15 protein-coding genes are annotated in these 16,689 nt (G+C 64.1%); 9 read left to right on the top strand and 6 right to left on the bottom strand.

The annotated features are described in order from the left end of the window. Window positions 1–442 precede the first annotated feature (442 nt). The 4 genes from N551_RS0108405 to N551_RS0108390 all read left to right on the top strand — a co-directional run bounded on the left by N551_RS0108405 (window position 443) and on the right by N551_RS0108390 (window position 5,147). Entirely contained in the window at window positions 443–2,014 is a 1,572-nt protein-coding gene (locus N551_RS0108405) for an ABC transporter ATP-binding protein (protein ID WP_027566590.1), read from the top strand. Continuing rightward, window positions 1,998–3,089: an ABC transporter permease gene (locus N551_RS0108400; RefSeq protein WP_027566589.1), complete on the top strand. Its 1,092-nt coding sequence runs from the start codon at window positions 1,998–2,000 to the stop codon at window positions 3,087–3,089. The genes N551_RS0108405 and N551_RS0108400 overlap by 17 nt, the downstream gene beginning before the upstream one ends. After that, window positions 3,076–3,993: an ABC transporter permease gene (locus N551_RS0108395; RefSeq protein WP_027566588.1), complete on the top strand. Its 918-nt coding sequence runs from the start codon at window positions 3,076–3,078 to the stop codon at window positions 3,991–3,993. Before N551_RS0108400 ends, N551_RS0108395 begins: the two co-directional genes overlap by 14 nt. Before the next feature lie 77 nt (window positions 3,994–4,070). Further along, a complete protein-coding gene (locus N551_RS0108390) occupies window positions 4,071–5,147 on the top strand; it encodes a BMP family ABC transporter substrate-binding protein (protein WP_027566587.1) in 1,077 nt (358 codons plus the stop codon). Window positions 5,148–5,259: 112 nt separating this feature from the next. Here the strand turns inward: N551_RS0108390 and N551_RS0108385 are convergent, their stop codons facing one another. Beyond that, on the bottom strand, window positions 5,260–6,609 hold the full coding sequence (locus tag N551_RS0108385; protein WP_027566586.1) for an 8-oxoguanine deaminase: 1,350 nt from the start codon (window positions 6,607–6,609) through the stop codon (window positions 5,260–5,262). Between the two features lie 152 nt (window positions 6,610–6,761). Between N551_RS0108385 and N551_RS0108380 the strand changes: the two genes are divergently transcribed. Genes N551_RS0108380 through N551_RS0108370 form a run of 3 tightly spaced genes read left to right on the top strand, consistent with a single transcriptional unit; the run spans window position 6,762 to window position 11,729 of the window. Further along, window positions 6,762–7,589: an FAD binding domain-containing protein gene (locus tag N551_RS0108380; RefSeq protein ID WP_027566585.1), complete on the top strand. Its 828-nt coding sequence runs from the start codon at window positions 6,762–6,764 to the stop codon at window positions 7,587–7,589. Beyond that, window positions 7,586–10,309, top strand: coding sequence for a molybdopterin-dependent oxidoreductase (locus tag N551_RS0108375; protein ID WP_027566584.1), 2,724 nt, complete (start codon window positions 7,586–7,588; stop codon window positions 10,307–10,309). The genes N551_RS0108380 and N551_RS0108375 overlap by 4 nt, the downstream gene beginning before the upstream one ends. A 22-nt stretch (window positions 10,310–10,331) precedes the next feature. Beyond that, window positions 10,332–11,729 carry a nucleobase:cation symporter-2 family protein gene (locus N551_RS0108370; protein WP_027566583.1) on the top strand — a complete coding sequence of 466 codons (1,398 nt, stop codon included), beginning with the start codon at window positions 10,332–10,334 and terminating at the stop codon, window positions 11,727–11,729. Here the strand turns inward: N551_RS0108370 and uraD are convergent. From uraD to N551_RS0108350, 4 genes are all read right to left on the bottom strand, one after another. After that, complete coding sequence (gene uraD, locus N551_RS0108365) at window positions 11,726–12,613, bottom strand: 2-oxo-4-hydroxy-4-carboxy-5-ureidoimidazoline decarboxylase (RefSeq protein WP_027566582.1); 888 nt, start codon at window positions 12,611–12,613, stop codon at window positions 11,726–11,728. The two genes, N551_RS0108370 and uraD, sit on opposite strands and share 4 nt — an antisense overlap. A 5-nt stretch (window positions 12,614–12,618) precedes the next feature. Continuing rightward, window positions 12,619–13,554 carry an allantoinase PuuE gene (gene puuE, locus N551_RS0108360; protein ID WP_027566581.1) on the bottom strand — a complete coding sequence of 312 codons (936 nt, stop codon included), beginning with the start codon at window positions 13,552–13,554 and terminating at the stop codon, window positions 12,619–12,621. Beyond that, entirely contained in the window at window positions 13,555–13,968 is a 414-nt protein-coding gene (locus tag N551_RS0108355) for a DUF3830 family protein (protein ID WP_027566580.1), read from the bottom strand. 99 nt (window positions 13,969–14,067) lie between these two features. Next, window positions 14,068–14,346: a hypothetical protein gene (locus N551_RS0108350; RefSeq protein WP_035961174.1), complete on the bottom strand. Its 279-nt coding sequence runs from the start codon at window positions 14,344–14,346 to the stop codon at window positions 14,068–14,070. 228 nt (window positions 14,347–14,574) lie between these two features. Here N551_RS0108350 and N551_RS0108345 point away from each other — a divergent pair, with 228 nt between their 5' ends. Continuing rightward, window positions 14,575–14,793 carry a hypothetical protein gene (locus tag N551_RS0108345; protein WP_027566578.1) on the top strand — a complete coding sequence of 73 codons (219 nt, stop codon included), beginning with the start codon at window positions 14,575–14,577 and terminating at the stop codon, window positions 14,791–14,793. Between the two features lie 923 nt (window positions 14,794–15,716). Here N551_RS0108345 and N551_RS0108340 read toward each other — a convergent pair. Next, on the bottom strand, window positions 15,717–16,106 hold the full coding sequence (locus tag N551_RS0108340) for a hypothetical protein (protein WP_027566577.1): 390 nt from the start codon (window positions 16,104–16,106) through the stop codon (window positions 15,717–15,719). Window positions 16,107–16,394: 288 nt separating this feature from the next. On the opposite strand from N551_RS0108340, the gene N551_RS0108335 reads away from it, so the two are divergent. Beyond that, window positions 16,395–16,652 carry a DUF2798 domain-containing protein gene (locus N551_RS0108335; RefSeq protein ID WP_027566576.1) on the top strand — a complete coding sequence of 86 codons (258 nt, stop codon included), beginning with the start codon at window positions 16,395–16,397 and terminating at the stop codon, window positions 16,650–16,652. Window positions 16,653–16,689 lie beyond the last annotated feature (37 nt).

Here is a 16,689-nt window from a genome sequence, read left to right as displayed (position 1 = left end):
CACTGGCGGATTTGGAAAGCCAAGCCTCACCGCCACACGTCGGGCGAGAGCGGCCATTGCCGGATATTCCCGTTTGATTTCGCTCGCCTTTTCATGTCGAGCGGACGAGGCAGACAAGATGGGCGGGAGTTACTGTTGCGGTGTCCGCAAATGCATACGCGTGATGGCGCGTCTCTGCTTAACTTCACGCCAAGCCTGCATAGCGGGTTCCGATTTGGCTTGAGCCGTCACAAATTTGCAACACGCGTCGCACGCAAGTCGGGACTGCAAAGGCTGCTCGGCAGGCATTTGAGGACGATCGCCTCCCGGCGACAGCCGCGACTCGCCGACACCACTTCCCTGCCGAAGCGTTGAGCAAGGGATGACGCTTTTTCACACCTTACGCGGCGGTTCAAACTAGCCCAGTATTGAGGCACTTCACCCCATGCAAGCGCATCAGCGAATGTTGGATCCCACGGCTAAGAGTCTGCATTCCGGCGAGTCCCCGCTCCTCAGGACGGTCGGGCTCACCAAGCGCTATGGCGATTTCCTCGCCAACGATGCCATCGACATCGATATCTGGCCAACGGAAATCCACGCGCTGCTGGGCGAGAACGGCGCCGGCAAGTCGACGCTGGTCAAGGCGATCTACGGGCTGATCCAGCCCAGCGCTGGCCAGATTTTCTGGCAGGGCCAGCCGATCGTGCTGTCCGGCCCCTCGGAAGCGCGCAGCCGCGGCATCGGCATGGTGTTCCAGCATTTCTCGTTGTTTGACAATCTCACCGTCGCCGAGAACGTCGCGCTCGGCCTCGACGGGAAAGAATCCTTCAAGGACATGTCGGCGCGGCTTGAGCAGGTGTCGAAGACTTATGGATTGCCGCTCGATCCCAAACGCGAGGTCTGGCAATTGTCGGTCGGCGAACGCCAGCGCATCGAGATCGTTCGCGCGCTCATGCAGGATCCACAATTCCTGATCCTTGACGAGCCCACCGCGGTGCTGACGCCACAGGAAGCCGACCAGCTCTTCATCGTGCTGGAGCGGCTCAAGGCCGAAGGCCGGGCGATCCTCTATATCAGCCACAAGCTCGAAGAGGTGAAGCGCCTGTGCGACACGGCAACGATCCTGCGCGGCGGCAAGAAGGTGGAGACCTGCAATCCCAGGCTTGAGACCGCCGCTTCGCTCGCGCGCATGATGGTCGGCGGCGAGATCAAGGAAGTGAAGGCGGCCGCCGGCCGGCAGACCACGGTGCCGCGCCTCGTCGTCAACGATCTCTCGCTCGCCCCCGGCGAGGCGCATGGCGTGCGGCTCGAGCACATCTCGTTCGAGCTGAAAGGCGGCGAGATCCTCGGCATCGCCGGGGTTGCCGGCAACGGCCAAGACGAATTGTTCGCCGCGCTCTCCGGCGAACGCCTGTCGAAAGATCCCGGCACGATCGTGATCGAAGGCCTTGCTGCCGGCCATCTCTCGATCACGCAGCGCCGCAAGCTCGGCGCGGCCTTCGTTCCCGAGGAGCGGCTCGGCCACGGCACCGCGCCCCGCATGAAGCTTTCGGAGAATGCGCTTCTCACCGGGCATGCCGCCAGCGGCATGGTCCATCACGGCTTCATCGATACTGCGGCCACTCTGAAGACGGTCGACCGCGCAACCGAGACGTTCGACGTCCGCAAGGCCAAGCGCGATCCGGAAGCAGCATCCCTCTCCGGCGGCAATTTGCAGAAGTTCATTGTGGGACGCGAGATCCTGCGCAATCCCGCGGTGCTGGTGGTGAGCCAGCCGACCTGGGGCGTCGACGCCGGCGCTGCCGCCGTCATCCGCCAGGCGCTGCTTGATCTCGCAACCGCAGGCGCCGCCGTGCTCGTCACCAGCCAGGACCTCGACGAGCTCGCGGAAATCGCCGACCGCATCGCCGTGATGTTCCATGGCCATCTGTCTGCACCGCTCGCCACCAGCGAGGCGACGCGCGAAAAACTCGGCCTGTTGATGGGCGGCAGCACGCTGGAGCCGAAGGAGGCCGCGCATGCAGTTGGTGCTTGAGAAGCGCGCCGAGCGCTCCAACACGATCGCGCTGATCTCTCCGCTGATCGCGATCGGCCTCACGATCGTGACCATGGTCATCCTGTTCGCGATCCTCGGCAAGAATCCGCTGCTCGCCCTGCACGCCTATTTCATCGCGCCTTTGACCGACAGCTATTCGCTCCAGGAAATCGCGGTGAAGGCAACTCCGCTGGTGATGATCGCGATCGGACTATCGCTCTGCTATCTCGCCAATGCCTGGAACATCGGGGCCGAAGGGCAGTTCCTGATTGGTGCAGTCGCCGGAAGCTGGATTGCGGTGAAGACGCAGGGCACCGACGCCGGCGTCTGGGTGCTGCCGGTCATGCTCGTGCTCGCCGCCGCGGCGGGCGCGCTCTACGCACTGATCCCGGCAATCTGCAAGGTGAAGTTCGGCGCCAGCGAAATCCTGACCAGCCTGATGCTGGTCTATGTCGCCGATCTCTTCCTCGACTATCTCGTGCGCGGCCCCTGGCGCGATCCACACGGTTTCAACTTCCCGACCACCGCCGAGTTCGATCCGGTCGCAACGGTGCCGCTCCTGATCGAAGGCGGCCGGCTGCATCTCGGCTCCATCATCGCCCTTCTCGTCGTCGCGGCGGTGGCGATCCTGCTCGGGCGCACCATAAAGGGATTCGAGATTCGCGTGGTCGGTGCGGCGCCTCGCGCCGCGCGGTTCGGCGGCTTCAATTCCAACCAGTTGATCATCCTGACCTTCGCCGTCTCGGGCGCGCTGGCCGGCCTCGCCGGTATCATCGAGGTCGCGGGTCCGGTCGGACATCTCCAGCCCGGCATCTCGCCGGGTTACGGTTTTACGGCGATCATCGTGGCCTTTCTCGGCCGGTTGAACCCCCTTGGAATATTAATTGCAGGCCTTTTTCTCGCGTTGACCTTTATCGGCGGCGAGCAGGCGCAGATCGCGATGAAGATCCCGTTGGACGTCGCCAAGGTTTTTCAAGGCATCCTGCTGTTCTACGTGCTCGCCTGCGATTCCCTCATTCTCTACCGCTTCAAGCTGGTCTTCCCGAACCGACAGGTGGCTCGTGGAGCTCATTGAAGCCATCATTCTCGCAGTGCTCGCCGCTTCGACGCCGCTCCTGATCGCGGCGACCGGCGAGCTCGTGACCGAGCGCTCCGGCGTGCTCAATCTCGGCGTCGAGGGCATGATGATCGTCGGCGCCGCATGTGGCTTTGCAGGTGCGTGGCTGACCGGCTCGATCTTCATTGGCGCACTGTTTGGCATCGTCGCCGGCACGCTGATGTCACTGGTCTTCGCACTGATGGCGCTCGGACTTGCGGTCAACCAGGTTGCAACGGGTCTTGCGCTGACCATCCTGGGCGTCGGACTCTCCGGCCTGATCGGCGCCGGTTTCGTCGGCGAGCGCATCACCCCGGCGCTGCATCTCAACATTCCCGGTCTCACGGATATTCCGCTGGTCGGTCGCGTGTTGTTCGGCGAGGACGCCTTTGTCTATTTCTCGCTGGCGCTGGTCGTCGGCGTCTGGTGGTTCCTGTACCGCACGCGGCCAGGATTGATCCTGCGCGCCTGCGGCGACAACCATGTCTCCGCGCATGCGCTCGGCTATCCCGTGCTGCGCATCCGCACCCTAGCGGTGATGTTCGGCGGCGCCTGCGCCGGACTTGCCGGTGCCTATCTGCCGCTCGCCTATACGCCGTTCTTCATTCCGGGCATGACCGCGGGACGCGGCTGGATCGCGCTGGCGCTGGTGGTGTTCTCGTCCTGGCGGCCGGGCCGCCTCGTGGTCGGCGCCTATCTGTTCGGCGCGGTGACGATCCTGCAGCTGCACGCGCAGGGCTGGGGCGTCGGCATTCCCTCGCAGTTGATGTCGGCGCTGCCTTATCTTGCGACTGTCGTCGTCCTGGTCCTGCTCTCCCGCGCGCGCACGGGTGGATCGACCGCACCGGCTGCGCTTGGCACCGTGTTCGTGCCTGACCGCTGAGTTTCATTTCCACACCGTGCGCGATGGGGCGCGCACGTTGCGGATCGTGGCTTTCCCCTGACATTTGGAGATTGATGATGAGGAAATCACTTCTTGCGCTGGCCGCCGGGCTCTTGCTTGCCGGGAGCGTCAGTGCAGCCTCCGCCGCCGACAAGCTGAAAGTCGGATTTATCTACCTCGGCCCGGTCGGTGACCTCGGCTGGACCTATCAGCATGAACTGGCACGTCAGGCGCTGGTGAAGGAGCTCGGCGACAAGATCGAAACCACCTTTCTCGAAAACGTGCCTGAAGGCCCCGATGCCGAGCGCTCGATCGAGCAGCTCGTCCGCGCCGGCAACAAGCTGATCTTCACCACCTCGTTCGGCTACATGGATCCGACGCTGAAGGTCGCGAAGAAATATCCGAACGTGCATTTCGAGCACGCGACCGGCTACAAGCGCAACCCGAACATGTCGACCTATTCGGCTAAATGGTATCAGGGCCGCTACATCCAGGGCCTAATCGCGGCCAAGATGTCGAAGTCCGGCGTGCTCGGCTATATCGGCTCGTTCCCGATTCCCGAGGTTGTCTCCGGCATCAACGCGACAATCCTCGCCGCGCAGACCATCAACCCGAACATCAAGGTCAAGATCATCTGGGCCAACACCTGGTTCGACCCGGGCAAGGAAGCCGACGCCGCCAAGGCGCTAATCGACCAGGGTGCCGACGTGATCATGCAGCATACGGATTCGCCGGCGGCAATGCAGATCGCCAGCGAACGCGGCAAGCTCGCCTTCGGCCAGGATTCCGAGATGATCAAGTTCGGACCGAAGACCCAGCTGACCTCGATCCTCGATACCTGGGGTCCCTACTACATCGCCCGGGTCAAGGCCGAGCTCGACGGAACCTGGAAATCCGAGGACAGCTGGGGCGGCCTCGACAGCCACATGTTCGCGATGGCGCCCTACACCAACATGCCTGACGACGTGAAGAAGATTGCCGAGGATGCCCAGGCCGCGATCACCGCGGGCAAGTTGCATCCGTTCAAGTGCCCGGTCCTTGGGCAGGACGGCAAGCCGGTCGAGTGCAAGGGCGGCGCCAATCTCGACGACGGCCAGATCCTCGGCATGAATTTCTATGTCAAAGGGATCGACGACAAGCTGCCGGGCAAGTAGCACGCTTCTTGCATCGCCTAAATCACCTGCTCCTCCCGGAGGAGGTTCGGAGGGGGTGGCCAGAAGCACCCGGCACTTGTGGTCGCCCCCTCTTTCTATCTTCGCCTGGATACTATGCCGCCTGCATGGCCCGCGCCGCCGAACTGTGGCGGTGGATGAGGTCTGCCACATCTAGGCCGGGGACCGCGCCGTCGATCACGGCCCATTTTCCTGCCACCATCACCCTATCGGCCCGATGCGCCCCGCACAGCACCAGTGCCGCCAGGGGATCGCCATGGCCGGAGAAGCGTAGCTCGTCGAGCCTGAACAGCGCGAGATCGGCCGCCTTACCGAGCGCGATCTCCCCGAGTTCCGGCCGACCGACGCAGGCCGCCGAGCCCTTGGTGGCCCAGCGTAGCGCATCCTTGTGACTGACCTTCGTCACCCCGTAGCGCGCCCGTTGCAGCAGGAACGCGGCCCGCACCTCCTGCATCAGGTTCGATGCGTCGTTCGAGGCCGATCCGTCGACACCAAGCCCGATGCCAACGCCGGCCTCCTCCATCTCGCAGACGGGACAGCAGCCGGAGGCCAGGAGTTGATTGCTGCAGGCGCAATGACTGATCGTCGTCTTCGCCTTGCCGAGCCGCTTCATCTCGTCTGCGTTGAAGAAGATGCAATGAGCGAGCCACGTCCGCGCATTAAGCCAGCCGCATTGTTCGAGATAGTCGAGCGGACGGCAGCCATACATCTCCTGGCAGAATTTGTTCTCGTCCTCGGTCTCGGCAAGATGGGTATGCAGGCGCACGTCGAGCTTCTTGGCCAGATCGGCGGTGGCGCGCATCAGGGACGTCGTCACCGAGAACGGCGAGCAAGGTGCGAGTGCGATCTGCACCATGGCATCCGCGCCGCGCTGGTGGTGGCTGGCGACCACGCGCGCGCTGTCCGCGAGGATGGTGTCCTCGTCCTGCACGACACTGTCAGGGGGCAGGCCGCCATCGCGCTGCGACAGGTTCATCGAGCCGCGTGTGAGCAGCACGCGCACGCCGAGCCGCCTGGCCACCCCCACCTCGATATCGACGGCGTCTTCGAGCCCTGCCGGAAATACGTAGTGATGATCCGTCGTGGTGGTGCAGCCCGACAGCAGCAGTTCGGACATCGCCACGGTGACGCCGAGTTCGAGCGCATCCGGCGTCAGCTTCGCCCACACCGGATAGAGCGCCTGGAGCCAGGGAAACAGCTCGCGGTCCATCGCCGCGGGTAGCGCCCGTGTCAGCGTCTGGTAGAAGTGATGATGGGTGTTGATGAGGCCGGGCAGCACGACATGCTCGCTTGCGTCGAACACCGCGACGTCAGCGGTTGCGGGCGCAGCGCCGGCCGGCACCAGCTCGACGATCCGGCCGCCTTTCACCACGATCCCGCGCTCGGCGCCATCGGCGAGGATAGCCAGGGGATCCCTGATCCAGATCGGCTTTGCGTCGCTCATGAATCTGCTCCTCGTAACATCCGCTGACGACAGGCCTGCAAGGCAGAAGCCGGCCCGATTGCACTTTTGCTGCGACTTGTTGTTGCGACTTGGCGCTCGTCTTGCAAGACTTTCTCCTGGTTCGATTCAATCGTTGGAAGCCTGGCGTCGCCATGGACTTGAATACCATCACAACGGTCACCCATCCGCAAACGCGCGCGCAACTGCCCGTTTGGACGCCAGGTGATGCTTGGCTCGCGGGCGGCACCTGGCTGTTCTCGGAGCCGCAAGTTCACCTGACTCGGCTCATCGATCTCACCGACCTCAAATGGCCGGCGCTGACGGTCACCGAGAGCCATTTCAGCATCGCGGCCACCTGTACCGTTGCGCAGCTCGATGGATTCGTCTGCCCACTCGACTGGTTCGCGGCGCCACTGATCAACCAGTGCTGCCGCGCCTTCCTTGCTTCGTTCAAGATCTGGAAGACGGCGACCGTCGGCGGCAATCTCTGCATGTCGCTTCCGGCGGGACCGATGATCTCGCTCACCGCTGCGCTGGAGGGCGTCTGCACCATCTGGAAGGCCGGCGGCGGCGAACAGATGATGCCCGTCGTCGACTTCGTCACCGGCAACCAGCTCAACCTTCTGGCGCCGGGGGACCTGCTCCGGCAGATCGATATCCCGATTGCCGCGCTGAAGCGTCGTACGGTCTTTCGCCAGATCTCGCTGGCGCCGGTCGGCCGCTCGGCGGCGCTGGTGATCGGCAGTCTGGATGCCGATGGCACGTTGACGCTCACGGTCACCGCCTCGACCGTGCGGCCGATTCGGCTGTCCTTTCGCGAGGCCCCCGACGCGACAGCGCTCCGCGACGCCATCGCGCAGCAGATCACCGACGATCTCTACCACACCGACATCCACGGCAAGCCGCTGTGGCGCAAGCACATGACACTGCGGCTTGCCGAAGAGATCCGCGACGAACTCCTCGGAGCACCGTCGTCATGAGCTTCGAGGTCAACGGCACGACGTTTGCGCAGGAGCCACGCGCCGGCCAGTGCCTGCGCACGTTCCTGCGCGAGCTCGGCCATTTCGGCGTGAAGAAGGGCTGCGACGCCGGCGATTGCGGCGCCTGCACCGTGCTGCTGGACGGCGAGCCGGTGCATAGCTGCCTGATCCCGGCCTTCCGTGCCGAGGGGCGCGCCGTCACCACGATCGAAGGTCTCGGCGGAGACAGCGGCGCGCACCCGATGCAGCAGGCTTTCCTCGATGCGCAGGGCTTTCAATGCGGCTTCTGCACCGCCGGCATGATCCTGACCTGCGCCTCGCTGAACCAGGCGCAGCGCACCGATCTCGGCGTCGCGCTGAAGGGCAATATCTGCCGCTGCACCGGGTATCGTTCGATCGAGGATGCGTTGATCGGCAAGACCAATATCGAGGAGAACGTCGAGGCCGGCGCCGCATTCGGCCGCAGCCTGCCGGCGCCAGCTGGCCCCGATGTCGTGCGCGGCAAGGCGCGCTACACGTTCGACACGCAGATTGACGGCTTGCTGCATATCAAGCTGCTCCGGTCACCGCACGCCCACGCGAGAATCGTCGTGATCGACAAGTCGGAAGCCTTGAGCGTTCCCGGCGTGCACGCGGTGCTGACGCATGAGGATGCGCCAACCACTCTGATGTCGACCGCGCGGCATGAGAAGGACTGGATGGATCCCGAGGACACTCGTGTTCTCGACGACATCGTCCGCTTCATCGGCCAGAAGGTCGCAGCCGTCGTTGCAGACAGCGAAGCCGCCGCCGAGGACGCTTGCCGCCGGCTGAAGGTCAGTTACGAGATTTTGCCCGCGCTGGTCGATCCGGAGCAGGCGATGGCGTCCGGCGCCCCCATCATTCATCGCGATCGCACCACCGCGAACCGCGTTGCCGACGCCCAGCGCAACCTCGCCGCGGAGACGCATGGCGAATTCGGCGACGTGGCGGCTGCGCTCGCGACATCCGCAGTCACCTTCGAGGGCACCTTCCACAGTCACCGTGTGCAGCATGCCGCTTTGGAAACCCACGGCGGCCTCGCCTGGCTCGATGCTTCCGGCGTGCTCAATGTCCGCACCTCGACGCAGGTGCCGTTCCTGACCAGGCGCGCGCTGTCTGATATCTTCGAACTTCCCATGGACAAGGTCCGCGTCTTCTGCGAGCGCGTCGGCGGCGGCTTTGGCGGCAAGCAGGAGATGTTCGTCGAGGACATTCTGGCGCTCGCCTCGCTCAAGACCGGCCGGCCGGTGAAGCTGGAGCTCACCCGCGAGGAGCAGTTCGTCGCGACGTCGACGCGGCATCCGATGCGGGTCCACGTCAAGGCCGGTGCAGACGCGGACGGCAAGCTCACCGCGCTCCAGCTCGACGTGCTCTCCAATACCGGCGCCTACGGCAATCACGCCGGCCCCGTGATGTTCCACTCGCTGGCCGAATCCATCAGCGTCTACAATTGCCCGAACAAGCGTGTCGACGGCTGCGCCGTCTACACCAATACGGTGCCGGCAGGCGCGTTTCGCGGATATGGCTTGCCGCAAACGCTGATCGCGGTCGAAGCCGCGATCGACGAACTGGCCAAGCGGCTCGGCATCAGCCCTTACGAGATGCGCCGGCGCAACGTCGTCAAGCCCGGCGACCCCATGCTGTCGCCGCCGCCGTCGGAATTTCACGACGTGCACTACGGCTCCTACGGGCTCGACCAGTGTCTCGACCTCGTCGAGCGCGCGATGCAGGCTGATGGTCCGCAGCCGGACCTGTCGCCGGAGTGGCTGATCGGCGACGGCATCGCGCTGACTATGATCGACACGGTGCCTCCGGCAGGCCATCTCGCGGATGCGAGGATCGCACTCAACGACGACGCCGGCTTCGATCTCACCGTCGGCACCGCCGAATTCGGCAACGGCACCAGCACCGTGCACCGGCAGATCGCGGCGACGACGCTTGCGACCACCGTCGACCGCATCCGCCTGCGCCAGTCGGACACCGCCCATGGCGGCCACGACACCGGCGCCTATGGCAGCGCCGGCATGTTCGTTGCCGGCAAGGCGACGCATGCGGCAGCCATGCAGCTCGCGACTGAGCTGAAGGCGGCCGCCGCCGGCGCATGGCTCTGCGACGTCGGGAGCTGCGCGCTCGAGAACGAGGCCGTCGTCAGTGGCGTGCGGCGGATGTCCTTTGTGGAGCTGGCCAAGCTCGCGCGCGAACGCGGACAGCCGTTCGCAGGCGCCGGCAATTCCGGTGGCACGCCGCGTTCGGTCGGCTTTAACGTGCAAGGCTTTCGCGTCGCCGTGAGCAAGGGCACCGGCGAGCTCCGGATTCTCAGGAGCGTGCATGCGGCGGACGCCGGCGTCGTCGCCAATCCCATGCAGTGCCGCGGTCAGGTCGAAGGCGGTGTCGCGCAGGCACTCGGTGCCGCGCTCTACGAGGAGATGGTGATCGATGCGGACGGCCGCGTCGTCAACCCCAAATTCCGCGACTACCATCTTCCCTCCTTCGCGGATGTGCCCCGCACCGAAGTCTTCTTCGCCGCGACCTCCGACACGATCGGCCCGCTGGGGGCTAAGTCGATGAGCGAGAGTCCGTACAATCCGGTCGCCGCCGCCCTCGGCAACGCGATTGCCGATGCCACCGGCATCCGCTTCACGGCGCCGCCCTTCAAGCCGGACAGGCTGTTTCCGGCGCTGCACGATAAGTTTGGGTAGGCATATTTCGGGGGATTGATCCATGAGCAGCGAAGTCCATCCCGTCGACGAGGTCTTGCCGGTCCCGCGCCTGCTGGCGCTCGGGTTGCAGCATGTGCTGGTGATGTATGCCGGCGCGGTCGCGGTGCCCCTGATCATCGGGCGCGCGCTGAAACTGCCGCCGGAGGATGTCGCTTTCCTGATCAGCGCCGACCTGTTCGCCTGCGGACTCGCGACGCTGCTGCAATGCCTTGGTTTTCCCGGCGTCGGCATCCGCCTGCCCGTGATGATGGGCGTGACCTTCGCATCCGTCGGTCCGATGCTGTCGATGGTGGCTTCACCTGACATCGGCCTGCTCGGCATCTACGGTTCGGTGATCGCCGCCGGCCTGTTTGGCGTTGTCGCAGCGCCGTTCGTCAGCCGGCTGTTGCCGCTATTTCCGCCCGTCGTCACCGGCAGCATCATTCTCGTCATTGGAATCTCCTTGATGCGGGTCGGCATCAACTGGGCCGGCGGCGGCCTGCCGACGCTGACCAGGATGGTGGACGGCGTCGCCGGCAGCTTTCCCAATCCGGCTTACGGACAGTTGCAGGGACTCGGCATCTCGCTGTTCGTGCTGCTCTTCATTCTCGGCCTGATCAAATGGGGCACCGGCTTTCTCGCCAACGTCTCCGTGCTGCTTGGCATCATCGCCGGCGCCGTGCTCGCGAGCATTCTGGGCGTGATGCATTTCGACAAGGTCGCTGCGGCCTCCTGGGGCGCCATCGTGATCCCGTTCCGCTTCGGCATGCCGCAATTCCATCTGGTACCTGTTATCACCATGTGCGTCGTCATGGTCGTCGTGATGATCGAATCGCTCGGCATGTTCCTCGCGCTCGGCGACATCACCGGCAAGACGGTCGATCGCGATGCCCTGAGCCGAGGCCTGCGCGCCGACGGCGTCGGCACGCTGCTCGGCGGCATCTTCAACACCTTCCCGTACACGTCGTTCTCGCAGAATGTCGGCCTCGTCTCGGTCACCGGCGTGCGCTCGCGCTGGGTGACGGTCACGGGCGGCTTCATCATGCTCGTGCTCGGCCTGTTGCCGAAGCTCGCCGCGCTGGTCGAGGCCGTGCCGCTGGTCGTGCTCGGCGGCGCCGGCCTCGTGATGTTCGGCATGGTCGCCGCGACAGGCGCACGCATCCTCACCTCGGTCGACTTCCGCAACAATCGCTACAATCTCTTCATCGTTGCGATCTCGATCGGCTTCGGCCTGATCCCGCTCGCCGCACCCGGCTTCTTCAGGAATTTACCGCACGATCTCCAGCCGCTGCTGGAGTCAGGCATTCTGCTCTGTGCGATCGTTTCCGTGCTGCTCAACGCCTTCTTCAACGGATTGAGCGGCGGCGCAGCCGCGGAAGCGGATGCAGCAGCGGTCGCCTCATCCGCGCAACATGTTTAACTACCGCGATAGGTCGAATAGCTCCACGGCGTGACGAGCAACGGCACGTGGTAGTGGCTCTCCGGCTCGCTGATCGCGAAACGAAGCGGGATTTCGTCGAGAAACGGCGGGTCAGAGAGCTGCACGTTGCGCTCGGCGTAATATTTGGCCACGCTGAAGCGAAGCTCGTAGCGGCCGATCGGAAGCGGACGGCCGCCGATCAACGGCTGGTCGGTGCGGCCGTCCGCATTGGTCACCGCGCGCGCTATCACGCGGCTCTCGCCGAGGTTCGCGAGCTCGATCAGTTCGACCGGAATGCCTGGCGCAGGTTTGCCGACGTGGTTGTCCAGCACATGGGTCGAGAGCCGGCCGTGGACCTTGAGCTTGTCATCGGCTGCGACGAGTTGATCGAGCCGCAAAGCCGAGATGCGGCCAATCTCCTCGATCGCACGCCTCGTCTCGGTCTTGGCGATATTGCGCAACCGCGTCTCGAAATCGCGCAGCACGGAATCTTTGGTGTGACGGCGCACGCAGACGATATAGGGGATGTCGAACTTCTCGCGATAGGCATTGTTGACGCGCTCGAACGCCGCGTATTCGGCATCCGACAGCCGGTCGAGGCCGGCGCTGTTCTGCTCCTCGGTCGATTCCGCGGTGAGCCCCGCCGCGCGCTGGGTCTCGTTGGCGAGGTCCGGATGCGCCCGGATCAGCGCCAATTGCACGTCGGGTTCGGCACTCTGGATCGCCGCCATCAGCGCGGCGTGCAACTGGTTGATGCCGGCGAACGGTCGCTTCGCGGCCAGTTGCCCGGCGATCCACGGCGAGTATTCAACGACGTTGGCGAGCGCGGCAACGAAATCGGCTTCATCGGCGGCATTGAGATCGGACAGCGATATCTGCGACATCGTCCTCACCCGATCTCGAATGCATCGGCCGCAAGGTGCGCGAGCTTGTCGTGCCAATGCTGGGCGATCTGCAACCGTGTCGGCACCCAGACGCGGTCGTGCTTGCCGATGTAGTCGAGGAAGCGGATCAGCCCCGCCGCACGGCCGGGGCGACCGGCGAGACGACAGTGCAGGCCGACCGACATCATCCTCGGCGCGCTCTCGCCTTCGGCATAGAGCACGTCGAAGGCATCCTTCAAATAGGTGAAGAACTGCTCGCCTTCGGCAAATCCTTGCGGGTTGATGAAGCGCATGTCGTTGGCGTCGAGCGTATAGGGAATGACGAGCTGCTTGCCGCTCGCGCCCTTGATCCAATAGGGCAGATCATCGGCATAGGAATCGCTGAGATAGAGGAAGCCGCCCTCCTCCATCAACAGACGGTTGGTGTTGATCGAGGAGCGTCCGGTATACCAGCCGAGCGGACGCGAGCCTGTCGCGGCGGTGTGGACGCGGATCGCTTCCGCGATCTCCGCCCGCTCCTGCGCCTCGGTCATGTCCCTGTGCTCGATCCACTTCAGGCTGTGGCTGGCGATGTCCCAGCCCGCCTCCTTCATGGCAGCAACGATTTCCGGATTGCGCTTCAGCGCTGTGGCGACACCGAACACGGTGGTCGGCCACTTCCGCTCGCCGAACATCCGCCACAGCCGCCAGAAGCCGGCGCGCGAGCCATATTCGAACATCGATTCGATATTGGCGTGGCGCTGGCCGGGCCAAGGCTGAGCGCCGAGCACGTCGGACAGGAATGCTTCCGAGGCCGGGTCGCCATGCAGGATGTTGTTTTCGCTGCCCTCCTCGAAATTGACGACGAACTGCACCGCGACCCGCGCGTTGCCGGGCCATTGCGGATGCGGCGGGTTGCGGCCGTAACCGCGGAGATCGCGCGGGTAGCGGGTACCAGTCACTCAGACTTCCTCGAAGCGGATCGGCAGCGCGCCCTTCCACAGCACGCTCTTGCCGAGCGTCGCCAAATTCTCCAGGCCGGAGGTCAGCGTGATGAAATGGTTGCCGGCGAGCTGCCCCATCTTGCTCGCGAAGTGCACGCCGCCATAGGCCATCAGGATCTCGGTCTCGCTGATGCCGCCGGGATAGAGGATGATCTGGCCGGGCGCGGGATAGCTGGTGTGGTTCTCGTAGCCGACACCGAAATCGAGGTCGCCGAGCGGCATCCACACGCCCTCGCCGCTCCAGCGCACGTGGATGATGTGGCTTTCGAACGGCAGCGCCTTGCGGAACGCGGCGACAGTCTTGGGCGCCGCTTGCTCCTCGAAACGGGCATCGAAGGTGAAGTCGCCGGCACGGATAACGAGTTTGCTCATCTCATCTCTCTGGATCGGGGGCGGTGGCCCCACGGGGAATTTTCAGGCAAAGAGCATTCCATCGGGCTTCGCGCAAGGGGCGCGGCAAGTCACCTCAAGTTACCTGCGGTCGTAGGACCAGCCGAAAACGCCACTCCGCCGCGTCTCGGGCTCCGGCTCGGCGGCGGGCTGCGGCGCCTCCCTCAGTTCCGCCTGCGGCGGCGGAGGCGGCACCGGCAAATTCTCGCATTTCATGGAATAGACCAGCTTGCCGTCCGCGGTATGCCCGATCGGCGCGCAGGGGTCCGGATGCGCCACCGATTTTTTTGGGGTCAGCTTGACCTGCGCCACCGCTGGCGCAGCGATCAGCAGAAGGACCAGCAGATATTTCGACATCATTGTCGCCTGAAAACCAGATCTGGCCCATTGAACCGGATTGGAGGGAGCAAGTCCACCGGTGCAACGGGCGCGATTGCCGAATATTTAGCCGAGGCTAGAAAATTGGCTCGCCCCAATGTGATGTCGCGAGCGCTGATATCGGCTGGGCGCGTCGCCATGTCAGCCGCGACGGCGAGCACACAAACACACAATCTCACAGCCGGGCTGTCGTCACGGGAGAAAGAAACAATGCAAAAGACTTTCATCATTCTCGGCGCGACGCTGATTGCCGCCGCCACGATCCAAATCGCCGCGGCGAACGACCGCCGTCATGTCCGCAAGGCGCAGCCCCATCCCATCACCCAGTCGGTGCGCGACTCCAACGCCGCGCTCTGGCCATCACAACGGACCGAGCCCGACTGGTCGCGCTATTCCAACGGCGCGATGTCTGCACCAGCGGGACGGTGATGCGGGAAGCCTAGCGCGATCAAGCGAAACTGCCTCCACGTCGCCATTGCGAGGAGCTCTTGCGACGAAGCAATCCAGACATTCTCCCCGGATGCATTTCTGGATTGCTTCGCTGCGCTCGCAATGACGAAGTATGAGGCGGCAGCGCCGCGCTTCCAGCTCGCATTTTTGAAGCAGACACAGCTTCGCAGCCTCGCGGCTGATTTCGCCCGAGCTTTGCTTCGTCGCTTCACCCTCTTGTCCAAGAGGGCGCAGGGAAGGCCGGGTGCCGGCTGGCACCCGCGGTCCGCTGCGCGAAAAGCACACGCAGGAAAACCGCACAGCAGCATACAGGTGTAGCCAATCACTCGGCCTTCCCTGCGCGATGATTGGACGGCTTATGCCGTGCTCTCCCGGGAGCCGAGTTCCTTTTGGCCTCCCTCACCCTCGCGAAATTCACCGACACCACGCCGGTTGACGCAAGTGCCGCATCCGCCAGAGCTTGACCGTAGCAACGACGGCCAGGACCACACGGTTTTGCCGTACGCACGGCCCGCCATTTCGTCACCGGTTTCGACGACGTTGTGCACGTTGCCGCCGACCTGATGACGAGACGAAGCCTAGCAGCGCCGCTCGTCGGAACGAAGCCTTGGGCTCACGGAGAGCAATCCGCCCTGCCCCACGCCTCGCACCCGAACGCTGCCGCGTCCACCGCAAGCCCGGCTCGCGAACGTGACGACCACAAGATCGCCCCTCAAGGATGAGCCGGGATGGGCGACACATACGCCATTTCCGAATTTCGGTAAAGTGGAATATTTTTCCCGAAGGGGATTGACGCGCCCGCGACACAGGCCGCGCAATGACACGCCTCGCGTAGAAGCAACAAGGGGCGGTGCAAAACACCGCCCCTTTGGCGCAATCAAGACTGCGGCGAGGACAGGCGCCTAATACGGCTGATAATAGCCACGCGGACCATAATAGGGACCGCCGCCGTAATATCCCTGGCCGCCGTAGTAAGGACGGGGTCCGTAATTATAGCGGTCCTCGTAGTACTCTTGGCGTCTGCTCTCTGCGATCGCGCCGCCGATCAGACCTGCCGCCACGCCCATGAAGGCGAGACCTGCAGCGTTCGGACCTCGTCGATAATAGCGGTGGCGGCGAGCGGCGCTGAAATCGGTGGCAGCCGGAGCGGCCGGGCCCGCGGCAGCGGCCTTGGTGGGCGCGGGCGAGTCGGCAGCCGAAGGCGTGATAGAGGCCGTAATCAGAGCGAGACTTGCGAAAACCGCCAACACAACGTTGCGGCCGGCTGCAGAAATCATCGGTCCTTTATTCATCGTGACCTTCCCTGTTCTCGCTCAAAGCGACATAATCAAACAAGACCTAATGCACAAACCACTGAAATGGTTTCGTGATCGCGGCAATCTGCCACGCTTTGAACGATTGTAAACCGAACGTCCACATCCAGCTTGAACCATCCAACATGAGCGGATAATGAACGGACGCACCGTTTTTCGGTCGCCGTAAGCGTTTTACGTGAACCAACGCATCAACCGACGTCGTCGGGATCGATGCCATTTTTGGGTTCACCGTGACTGACGCGTCCTATTCCAAAGAGAAATCAGATGATTGCGGTTCGCAAACTGCCGGCGCGCTATGCGCCGATCGTGATGCCATTCGTGCTGTCCATCCTCATGACGGCCGTGGTGTCGGTCATTTCCACGCTTCGAAGCCTCGGCGCAACGCCGGCGTTTCTCGCGACCTGGCCGGGCGCCTGGGCGCTGTCATGGCTCGTCGCGTTTCCGACGCTGCTGATGGTGCTGCCGCTGGTCCGCCGGATCGTGGCTAGCGTCGTTGCCGTTCCCTCCCAATCGGGTCGATAGCGGGCGCGGACGGCGGCGCATGATGCACGCCGTCCCG

The organism is Bradyrhizobium sp. URHA0013 (genome assembly GCF_000518345.1).
Classification (GTDB): domain Bacteria; phylum Pseudomonadota; class Alphaproteobacteria; order Rhizobiales; family Xanthobacteraceae; genus Bradyrhizobium.
This window is presented reverse-complemented; position numbering and strand designations above follow the sequence as displayed.